Source organism: Telmatospirillum siberiense (assembly GCF_002845745.1).
GTDB lineage: Bacteria > Pseudomonadota > Alphaproteobacteria > Rhodospirillales > Magnetospirillaceae > Telmatospirillum > Telmatospirillum siberiense.
Genome location: NZ_PIUM01000040.1, coordinates 47,301 through 55,598, shown reverse-complemented (window position 1 = coordinate 55,598; position 8,298 = coordinate 47,301). Strand labels below are relative to the sequence as shown.

The following is an 8,298-nucleotide window of genomic DNA, read 5'->3' as shown; positions in this document are numbered from 1 at the left end:
CGATAACAAATCTAAACAACCACCCAACTTCCGCGGGGTGGAGCAGCCCGGTAGCTCGTCAGGCTCATAACCTGAAGGCCGCAGGTTCAAATCCTGCCCCCGCAACCAAAAATTACCAATACAAACAAGCCGTTAGCTACTTAGCTAACGGCTTTTTGCTGTTCTGGGCAACACCCTCCGGAATCATATCGGAATCATCCGGGAGAAAAGTCTGGCTGACCTGCTCCCCTTCTTTCATCCATTCAGAAGTGGAGTCGCATCCTGTTTGCCTGATGTGGGCAATGACTGCAAGCTTGGCTGGGGCATGCCCCGGCCAGGCTTGCAGTTTTCGATTTTGCCGCCACCTCAGCGGGCGTCGCTCCGCCCAGGGCGAATGGCCTTAATCGTCTTTCCAACGCGCCAGGACCGCTTTGGCCTGATGCAATGACGTTGAAAAGCGTCTCGTTGAGATTCGTCTCTGAGCTCGCCGTTGAAGCTCTCGACGAATGCGTTTTGCGCCTACAAAGGCACCCCCCCCTATTGCCGATTGAGGGGAGTGGTTTTTTGTTTGAAATAATTGTATACTAAATATATAAAAAACCATTATTATAATATATTCAATAATTTTGTTTGAGTATCCAATTTTTTGCAATAAATTTTTTTTAATACATCTACGTCCTAGTAATACTTTGAATATCCAAAAATTGGAGGTCGTGCATGTCACAATCAGCCAACCGCAATCCGTTACGGCGGATGCCCGTAGAGTTGAACGTCCTTACTGGCGAGGCCGAAGGGTCGGATGTGGGAAGGATCTCGGATCTGATGGATATCGCCGGCCTGGCAAGAACCTTGAACATCGCCCCGTCGATGATCGAGTGGCTGCTGCAACACAATTCATCCCAGCTTCCCGAGGTTACCGAGCAGGGGGCATTCGGGCCGTTGTGGTCGAGGGGCGTCATATTGCAGTGGAGCGCTGAAAGACGGAGTTGATGCCGTCCTTCAAGTAACGGCGCGTCTTTTTTCAAAGGGGCGCCGCGCAAACCAAAATCAATTGGCTGACGAAGGGGGGCGGGGCTGTAAGGCGTCGTAGATTGCTCGCCAGCCATCCGGCTGTAGCCGATGGTAGGGGCCATGATCCGAAACCCAGAAATCCAAGATTTCTCGGAACCTGTCCACACCACCTAGAAGTTTGCGCCCCATGGGGAATAGCCTTACCCCGGCAAGCGTTTCCGCCCGCCGGGCATAATCCTTGGGCGACAGGCGCAGTAGCGCTTCACCCAGGACGCTGCCGTCTTGTGTTCCAAGATAGTCGGAGCCCGTCAGCAGACTGGAGCGTTCCTGCATGGAGGCCAGCACGGAGCGCGCCACCTCTCGCAGGGCGTCGTCGCCATACTGCAGGGCGATGTAAACGGCACGCGCCTCGTGATTCAACGCCGTCTGGCCGAGTTCGGGGTACCAGACCAGTTGAGCTTCGCCGGAAATCGCGTTCCCCGTCCGCCCGACGTGAAATGTCATGTGACAGAAAAAACAAATCGTCACCAAATTTTCCGGCCGGTTATCGGCGTGGTCGCCGGAAAGATGGTGGCATTCCTGGTAGCGGGCGCAACGGAACCCGCAATATTGGCAGACATGGCCATCCCGCTTGAGGATCGCCGGCTTGATCCTTCTGTAACGCTCATCGGCCGCTTCATGCTCGTCGTCGGCCAGCCGCCATGTTTCGCGGCTGGCCGAGAGAAGCAAGGGGGGGAGGCGAGGACCCTGATGTGGCGATGGGGCCATCGGCGCCGCCTGCTCACTGAACCGAGGAGAGGCCGCTGGTGGAGGTCAGGTTCGTCGAGGTTCCGAAAAGGCTCTGTACGCCGACGCCGAGGAAGGTCGGAAGGCCGACCAGGGCCGCCGCAGCCAACGCATAGATCAGGCAGGTCTTCAGCGGGGTCTGACGGGGATCCTCGCCATGCGACTTGAATTTGAGGCCGGCGACGAGACCGGTGCCGATACCGAGAAGGAAAACGACGGCCCCGACGGTATCTGAGAGATTGCTGGCCGTGGTCTTCCAACTGGTTGCCAGGGTGGAAAGGTCCGAGGTGGCGAAAGCATCGCTGGCGACGAACAACAGGGACGTCGCCAGGGCGATAACGCGGCTGCGGTTGAGCTTATTGATCATATCAGTCTCCGTTCAAAGAATTATGCCATTGTGGACGTCAAACGCATGCCGCGTGGAATGGGCCGGCGGCTCCGGCACACACGGCTGACGCCTTGGCGGATGGGCAAGGCGACCTCCGGAGTGATCTTGATCAGGGGCGGGGAGCTGCTTGTGAGGACGGCGATGGCGGTCATGTCAGCTCCCGCTCGTGACCCCGAGAAAATTCGAAATGATCGGTGTGAAGACGGTGATGTTGGCACCGATGACACCGGCGACGATGTGGACGACACCCGCGCCGATGGTGACCTGACTGACGCCGTGAACCGCCGAGCGAATCATCCACCACCCGCGCATGGCGGCAATCCAGCCGATGAACTGAACGTAATAGAGCGCACCAGCCAATCCTTTTTGAACCGAACTGTCTCCGGTTGTGTTGATCTGGCTGGCGTAATCCAAGGCCTTCGTGCTTGTCACATCGAGCCCCGTACTGCTGCCCAGAAGGGTCTGGCTTGCCACGCTCATGAAGCCGGGTAGATTCATCAGCACAATGGCGGTGAACATGGTCGCGACGACGCCGTTCCAGCCGGAGCGACTCTGACCGTCATGCACTTTGATGGCGTGATAAAAGGCGATTGAGCCCAAACTCAGCCCACCGAGCCAACAGACGGATCCGATCAGCGTAAAAAACGGGCTGAGGGTCGAAAGAAAGTTTTCCAGGATATCGGTCGACATGGCTAGCGTCCCTGCTCCTGGGCCGCGATGCCCCTGGCCGTCGTCACCACCCAGCTTCCACTGGCCGACTGGCCGATGGCGGTGACCTTGCCCCAGCCTTCGATCGCGTCGCCCTCATGAAGGGTGAGCATCGCTCCGCGCTGGTCGACCACCGCTTCGCCGGGCATGGCGGACAAAAGCGTCAAGGGCGGCGGCATGGGGCCGGTGTTGCCATGCCGGCCAATCCTGGTCGCTTGGATCTGGTTCCGAGCATGTTTTCGTTCCGCCGCACGCGAGCCCGCAGATTGGGAGGGGGATTTCGGTTGTTTCGCAGAAGTCACGGTGGGGCGCGCCGTCTTGGCCGGCTGGCTTGCGTGGGAGGGCGATGTTGCTGCCGCCGATGTGTCGGCCCGGCGTTCTGCGGCTTCACGGGCGGCGGTTTCCGTCGACAGCGAGTGCGAGAGGTTTTCGATCGATCCTTTGAGCGATGCCACGTCGGCCTTCAATCCCTCTAATTCCTTGGTCGAAAGTGTGCTGACGGAATCGGTCGTGCTGGGCAACCCGTCCTGGGCTGCGGGAAGCGGGACGCCGGGAGTGCCGACAGGCGGGGATGGCCTTGGTCGGTCGGTCGGCATGGTCAGGGACGGTAACTGGAGTTGGGGCTGCGCGGCTTGCGCTGGCTGCCCAGGAAGGGGTGGCTGTTGGAGGGCGGGGGGCGGGGGTTGCACGGATGGCGTTTGCCCGGGTTGCTGAAGGGATGCCAGTGCCGGAGGGAACGTTCCTTGGGCTCCGGGTGTCGGTTTGACCGGGCTTGGCTGCCCTCCGCCGGTGGGCGAGGTATTAGGGGGGGTCGCGATGGGAGCTTTAGGGACAGCCGGAGGCAGGGAACTCGGCGCCCCGGAAGTGATCAGTACGGCCGGTTGTGACGGGGGGCCGGACCTTGGAGCCAGAAACCGAGCATATGCAATATATAGTGCACCACATCCAACCAGCGCGAAGATTCCATATGAAATGTATGTGGCCGTTTTATTTGCGCGTTTCCTTGGAGGTGCGGCATCTGCGGCGCGCTCACCTTGTGGGGGGGCGCGATAAGCGCCAGGATCACCGATGGGCGGTTCGATCGCGTCCAGTACCGGTTCATCGAACTCGAGGCCGTCCGCGCTATGGCGCGAATGTTCATCGTAAATCTTGGCGGAGTGATCGATGCTCTGGGTATCGACGCCGCTTCTTCTGCCGGGCGGGTCGAAAGGCGGGATGCCGTCCAGGCCTTCGTGAAGACGGGCTGAGCGGCGATCCGTGGATGTGCTGGCCGAATGAGGCGTGTCCGACGACACCGGCCGGCCGTCCAGGGTGACGAAGTCTTCTGGTTCCCACATGTCGTTTGTCGGATTCGTCACGATCCTGCGCCTGCTGAATTTCATAATAAAATGGCGATTTATAAATTTAATACACCATTTTAACGGGATGGTCCATCCGATTCTTGTTGGTTGGGGACGTGGGAATTGGCTTGTTGATGGCGAACAATATATATAAGATGCTATTTTATAATTAAGGAACGCACCCCGCAAAGGGGATCTGCATAAGGAACTTCGCATGCCTCAGCCTCACCTAGCGCGTCGTTCGACCAAGCGGCTGTTCGCCATTAGCGGAACACCGGAACCGGAGGGCGAAGGGCGCGGTTTCATGTCAGCGGCTAATGACACCATCGTCAATGCCGCTCCTTTGCCCATCGGTGCCTCGGGCGCGCTGGCCTCAATGGACAATCTGTTCGATCTGGTGCTGCCGACTGCAGTGCCGCGACGGGTCGACGACTGCCTTTGCCTCGATGGGCTGGGCATCCGCATACAATGGACGGAAGCAACGTGTCGTTGGTCGCTGTTGCGCGATATTCAGGCTATCGACGCTTCCGGACGTTCTTTGGCGGTAACGGTCGTGGAGGCCGAATACGGAGCCGACGATCTGCCGCGGATCATTATCGATACCGGCTCTTTGCTGGCGCGTTTGCAAATCATCAACGAGATTGACGGCATGACGGCCGGCGAACTGACGGCAACGGCTTGACTTGGGGAGTGGTTACCATGTGGTTCGTGCGAAAATTCCTCTCGGCGGCGAAATCGGTAAAAGCGGGAGGGGGGACGCATGCCGCCGACGCGGCATCGCAGGGAGGTGATGGTGATTCGTTGTTTCGCAAGACCTGTGCGCTGAACGATCTGGTGCCGCAGCAGTCCTCTTCGCCTCCGCCAACTCTGCCTCCGGTTACGGAGAGCTTCGCCCGCATGCGTTTGGAATGTGCCCAGGTACAGCAGGGCGTGGCCAACGGCGAAATCAAATCATGGGGGGATTTCGAAGCCGCGCTTGATATGGTTGGTGTCGATCACTTGCTGATCGCCGGTGAGAACGCCAAGGGCGAGCCGGTTTGGACTAGCTGGGTCCGTAACCGCAAGACGGGCGAGATCGTCGCTTGCGTGAGCGTCTACAAGACGTTCACGATGCGTGCCCTGGTTAAGTCCTTCGGGCCGCATCCGAAATGGGATCGTGCCGGCGGCCGGCCGTCGGCCAAGCGGAAGGCATCGAACGAACCCAAATTCATCGTACTGGCCGATGATGCCATTCTCGTCGAACAGAGTGACGTTCGAGTCCCTGCCGGAATCGGTATCGGGGAGCTTCCTTCCGGCGTTTATGATCTGGACCTTGGCGAGAGAACGGGGACAGTGATGATTCACCCTGATGGGGCACGAGTCTATTATGATGGAGATCGTCAACCGATTCGCGTGGTGGCCGGATCTCCGTCAGCCGCGACGGTCACGCCGGGGCAATCTTCGCCGGTGGCTGCGGCCGGATGATCGCCTCGCGCCCGGTTTCGGCCAGGAACTTGACAATCGGGATATGGCCTCGTATTGATGGTGTATGATAGTTTCTTTTCACTATTAAATTTTGATATGGGATCACCGCCGTCGGCGAACGGCGTTCGGAATTGGGGGGCGGTGCCAAGGGGTGTCATGAGATGAGTGAGGCAGAGTCCGTTGAATTACGGGAATTCAGGGATATCGTCGATGCTTGTATAGATATCGTCGTCCTGGTCCAGGGGCGAACCGTGCATGCGCGGGACTTCTGGGCCTATGTCGCAATTCCGCCCGGTAGGTATGGGGATTTCAAGGCGGCGGAAGCAAGCGGGCAATATCGTCTCAACGATTGGGGGCGCATCCTGCGCCATGGTGCCGGCCGCCGGCCACCCGCGCAGGTGCACGAGGAAATGGCGCGGATCTATGGGGCCAATAGCGCATTCGAGGAAGATCTCGATGCGATATTGGCAGATTAGGCGATGTCCGCGCCCGTTCTGGTCCGTCACGATGCGCAAGGTACGGCGGCAGAAGCCGTTCTCGACGTTCGGGAGAGCAAATCCCGTATCTGCGCGATCCATGGAGCCGTCGCCGATTTCGTCAGGAAGGGGTTGCCCTCTTTGGGCCGGTCCTTTGCCCAGATGGGCCGTTCGACCGTGTCGGGGGCGGCATTCGCCGTAACCCATAGTCCCGTTCACAGCTATCAGGCATTGGTCACGTGGGTCAAGGCCGACCCCATGCGGGCCTTCGGTTATGCGGGATTGGCCAGCGATGTCGCTCTGATGGCGGCGGGAGGCATCTCAAGCGATCCGATGGTCGCGTTGTCTGGCCTTTCCGGCATGGCTCTGGAAACGCTGCTTTCCGTCTATGGCGAGCGGATGGCTCCGGTCGCCAACGCCATGATGGTTGTGCAGGGGGTATCGATGGCGCTTGCTGGAGCGGGGGCGACCTCTCCGCAAATGCGATCGGTGGGCGAGATCGTCGATGGTCTGGCGATCGCCGGCGGCGCCGTTCTCCTGGGCAAGGACGACTGGAAAAGGCTTTATTTCAAGAGACCTAAAAGTGGCGGCGGTTCCGAGAAATCGACAAAGGTTTCGCCGATCATCGACGTCGCGTCATCGACCAGTCATGCCGTGGCGGTGAATGCCGACATGGGGGATCTCGGCAGGAAGTTGCAGGCCTTTTCCAAGAAGTTTTCCGGCGGTATATTGACGTCGAAAAATCTGACGGCCGCCCTGTTTACCGCTGGCGACATCGGGCTCGCCAAAGCCGCCTTGTGGGAGCGCAATCCGCTTCTTATGGCCGCGGCGGCTTTTTCCATTCTTTCCACACTTTGCATGCGGGTCGACAAAACCGAGACGCATGTCCAATCGGCGCGGCCGTCGGGCGATCTCCTGTCCGGGGAGGATGGTGAAGATGGGCCGGTTCCGGGGGCTGGTCGCCGATGATCGGGATATTTATGGTGAATGTTTTGTATTTTCACCACCGTCCATTAGCTTGCCCGAGCGAGTTCGGCCGAGTGCCGACGGGCCTCGCGAGTTTTATCTGTGAAAGGAATGTCGATGGCTACCCTCCCTCAACCCAGTCCGTCTTCGTCGAACAAGCCAAACGAGGACAAGACTGTTTGGCAACATATCGGGGCGGCGGCGGAGGAACTTCACAAGGCTGACGTGGAGGCCGGTGAATATCTTGCCAAACAGGTGAATTCGGCTGCACAGGGTGTGGCGCAAGCGGCCGGCGGAGCGGCCAATTGGGTTGGTCAGCAGGCGGCCAATACCGCCAAGGCCGGCGCCCAATTCATTCAGGCGAACCAGCATGCTGTCGGGGCGGCCGCCGTGGGCGCGGTGATCGCCGGTCCGGAAGGCGCGGTCGTGGGCGCCTACCTGGGACATCGGCAGGACGCGACGCCCCAAAACGGCGGGCAGCACGGAGGTGCCGCCGCCGCTTCGGCGTCCAAATCGACCGCGTCCGAAGCGCATCCGTCCGGTCTGCAAGCCGCCGCGGCGAATACGGCTGCGGATCCCCATCCGGCCGTTCACCACCACGCGCATCACCATGTCCAGCCGATCGAGATTCCAGCTGAAACGGTGGTTGTCACCGCGACGCCCGAGCCTCAGCCGGAATTGAAAACACAGCCTCTCGACGCACAAATTCCACTGGAGCAGATGCAGGCGATGGAACTGCCGTCGGTGGCCCTACCCGCCGCACCCAAGCCGAAACACGGCCACTGGTGGGACAAGGTCAATCCGTTTCATCATCAGCAGCACGGAGCCGATGCCCCATCAATGCATAGCCAGGCCAAGGGAGCGGGGTTGAACGATCCTCAGTTGGTGAACGGTGCCCAACCGGACCCGGCGGTTTCGAATTTCAGGGAGGCGCAAGCCGGTGGCAGTCCTTCCGAGCAGGTCGCCACGAAACTGGCGCAAAACCGGACTGCCTCTTGCAATGGGACACTGCAGCCGGACTTGGAGCAAGAATTGAAATTAAAATAGAGAGGATGCCATGTGTCGAATCGGCAATTCGATAGGTGATCTGGGGAGCGATAAATTAAGGTAAATTTTACATAAATTGTTATTGCGATGATGCCAAATGTCATATATCGGTCCTTTGGCATATACTATGCGA

At 59.2% G+C, this 8,298-nt stretch carries 10 protein-coding genes and 1 tRNA gene; 7 read left to right on the top strand and 4 right to left on the bottom strand.

Annotation, left to right across the window (positions count from 1 at the left end; all coding sequences use genetic code 11):
* Window positions 1-31 precede the first annotated feature (31 nt).
* Both CWS72_RS24165 and CWS72_RS24160 read left to right on the top strand, forming a co-directional pair.
* Window positions 32-108, top strand: a tRNA-Met gene (locus CWS72_RS24165).
* Window positions 109-696: 588 nt separating this feature from the next.
* Window positions 697-969 carry a hypothetical protein gene (locus CWS72_RS24160; RefSeq protein WP_146002871.1) on the top strand — a complete coding sequence of 91 codons (273 nt, stop codon included), beginning with the start codon at window positions 697-699 and terminating at the stop codon, window positions 967-969.
* Between the two features lie 57 nt (window positions 970-1,026).
* Here CWS72_RS24160 and icmJ read toward each other — a convergent pair whose 3' ends face one another.
* The 4 genes from icmJ to CWS72_RS24140 all read right to left on the bottom strand — a co-directional run bounded on the left by icmJ (window position 1,027) and on the right by CWS72_RS24140 (window position 3,393).
* The gene (gene icmJ / locus CWS72_RS24155; protein ID WP_146002870.1) at window positions 1,027-1,758 is read right to left on the bottom strand and encodes a type IVB secretion system protein IcmJDotN; all 732 of its coding nucleotides are present in this window, start codon (window positions 1,756-1,758) and stop codon (window positions 1,027-1,029) included.
* 13 nt (window positions 1,759-1,771) lie between these two features.
* Complete coding sequence (locus CWS72_RS24150; protein WP_101253224.1) at window positions 1,772-2,143, bottom strand: hypothetical protein; 372 nt, start codon at window positions 2,141-2,143, stop codon at window positions 1,772-1,774.
* Between the two features lie 174 nt (window positions 2,144-2,317).
* On the bottom strand, window positions 2,318-2,854 hold the full coding sequence (locus CWS72_RS24145; RefSeq protein ID WP_101253223.1) for a hypothetical protein: 537 nt from the start codon (window positions 2,852-2,854) through the stop codon (window positions 2,318-2,320).
* A gap of 2 nt (window positions 2,855-2,856) precedes the next feature.
* Window positions 2,857-3,393 carry a hypothetical protein gene (locus tag CWS72_RS24140; RefSeq protein WP_101253222.1) on the bottom strand — a complete coding sequence of 179 codons (537 nt, stop codon included), beginning with the start codon at window positions 3,391-3,393 and terminating at the stop codon, window positions 2,857-2,859.
* A gap of 1,033 nt (window positions 3,394-4,426) precedes the next feature.
* Between CWS72_RS24140 and CWS72_RS24130 the strand changes: the two genes are divergently transcribed.
* The 5 genes from CWS72_RS24130 (at window position 4,427) to CWS72_RS24110 (ending at window position 8,165) form a co-directional block, all read left to right on the top strand.
* On the top strand, window positions 4,427-4,894 hold the full coding sequence (locus CWS72_RS24130) for a hypothetical protein (RefSeq protein ID WP_146002869.1): 468 nt from the start codon (window positions 4,427-4,429) through the stop codon (window positions 4,892-4,894).
* A 119-nt stretch (window positions 4,895-5,013) separates the two neighbouring features.
* Window positions 5,014-5,676: a hypothetical protein gene (locus tag CWS72_RS24125; RefSeq protein ID WP_101253219.1), complete on the top strand. Its 663-nt coding sequence runs from the start codon at window positions 5,014-5,016 to the stop codon at window positions 5,674-5,676.
* Window positions 5,677-5,837: 161 nt separating this feature from the next.
* On the top strand, window positions 5,838-6,152 hold the full coding sequence (locus CWS72_RS24120; RefSeq protein WP_101253218.1) for a hypothetical protein: 315 nt from the start codon (window positions 5,838-5,840) through the stop codon (window positions 6,150-6,152).
* Window positions 6,153-6,155: 3 nt separating this feature from the next.
* The gene (locus tag CWS72_RS24115) at window positions 6,156-7,121 is read left to right on the top strand and encodes a hypothetical protein (protein WP_101253217.1); all 966 of its coding nucleotides are present in this window, start codon (window positions 6,156-6,158) and stop codon (window positions 7,119-7,121) included.
* Between the two features lie 108 nt (window positions 7,122-7,229).
* Window positions 7,230-8,165 (top strand): hypothetical protein, encoded by a 936-nt coding sequence (locus CWS72_RS24110; protein WP_101253216.1) that lies wholly within the window; start codon window positions 7,230-7,232, stop codon window positions 8,163-8,165.
* Window positions 8,166-8,298 lie beyond the last annotated feature (133 nt).

Bases quoted from the DNA above. Each gene is read 5' to 3' on its own strand.
- CWS72_RS24150 (WP_101253224.1), bottom strand. From the start codon at position 2,143: ATGATCAATAAGCTCAACCGCAGCCGCGTTATCGCCCTGGCGACGTCC.
- CWS72_RS24115 (WP_101253217.1), top strand. From the start codon at position 6,156: ATGTCCGCGCCCGTTCTGGTCCGTCACGATGCGCAAGGTACGGCGGCA.
- icmJ (WP_146002870.1), bottom strand. From the start codon at position 1,758: ATGGCCCCATCGCCACATCAGGGTCCTCGCCTCCCCCCCTTGCTTCTC.
- CWS72_RS24120 (WP_101253218.1), top strand. From the start codon at position 5,838: ATGAGTGAGGCAGAGTCCGTTGAATTACGGGAATTCAGGGATATCGTC.
- CWS72_RS24110 (WP_101253216.1), top strand. From the start codon at position 7,230: ATGTCGATGGCTACCCTCCCTCAACCCAGTCCGTCTTCGTCGAACAAG.
- CWS72_RS24145 (WP_101253223.1), bottom strand. From the start codon at position 2,854: ATGTCGACCGATATCCTGGAAAACTTTCTTTCGACCCTCAGCCCGTTT.
- CWS72_RS24160 (WP_146002871.1), top strand. From the start codon at position 697: ATGTCACAATCAGCCAACCGCAATCCGTTACGGCGGATGCCCGTAGAG.
- CWS72_RS24130 (WP_146002869.1), top strand. From the start codon at position 4,427: ATGCCTCAGCCTCACCTAGCGCGTCGTTCGACCAAGCGGCTGTTCGCC.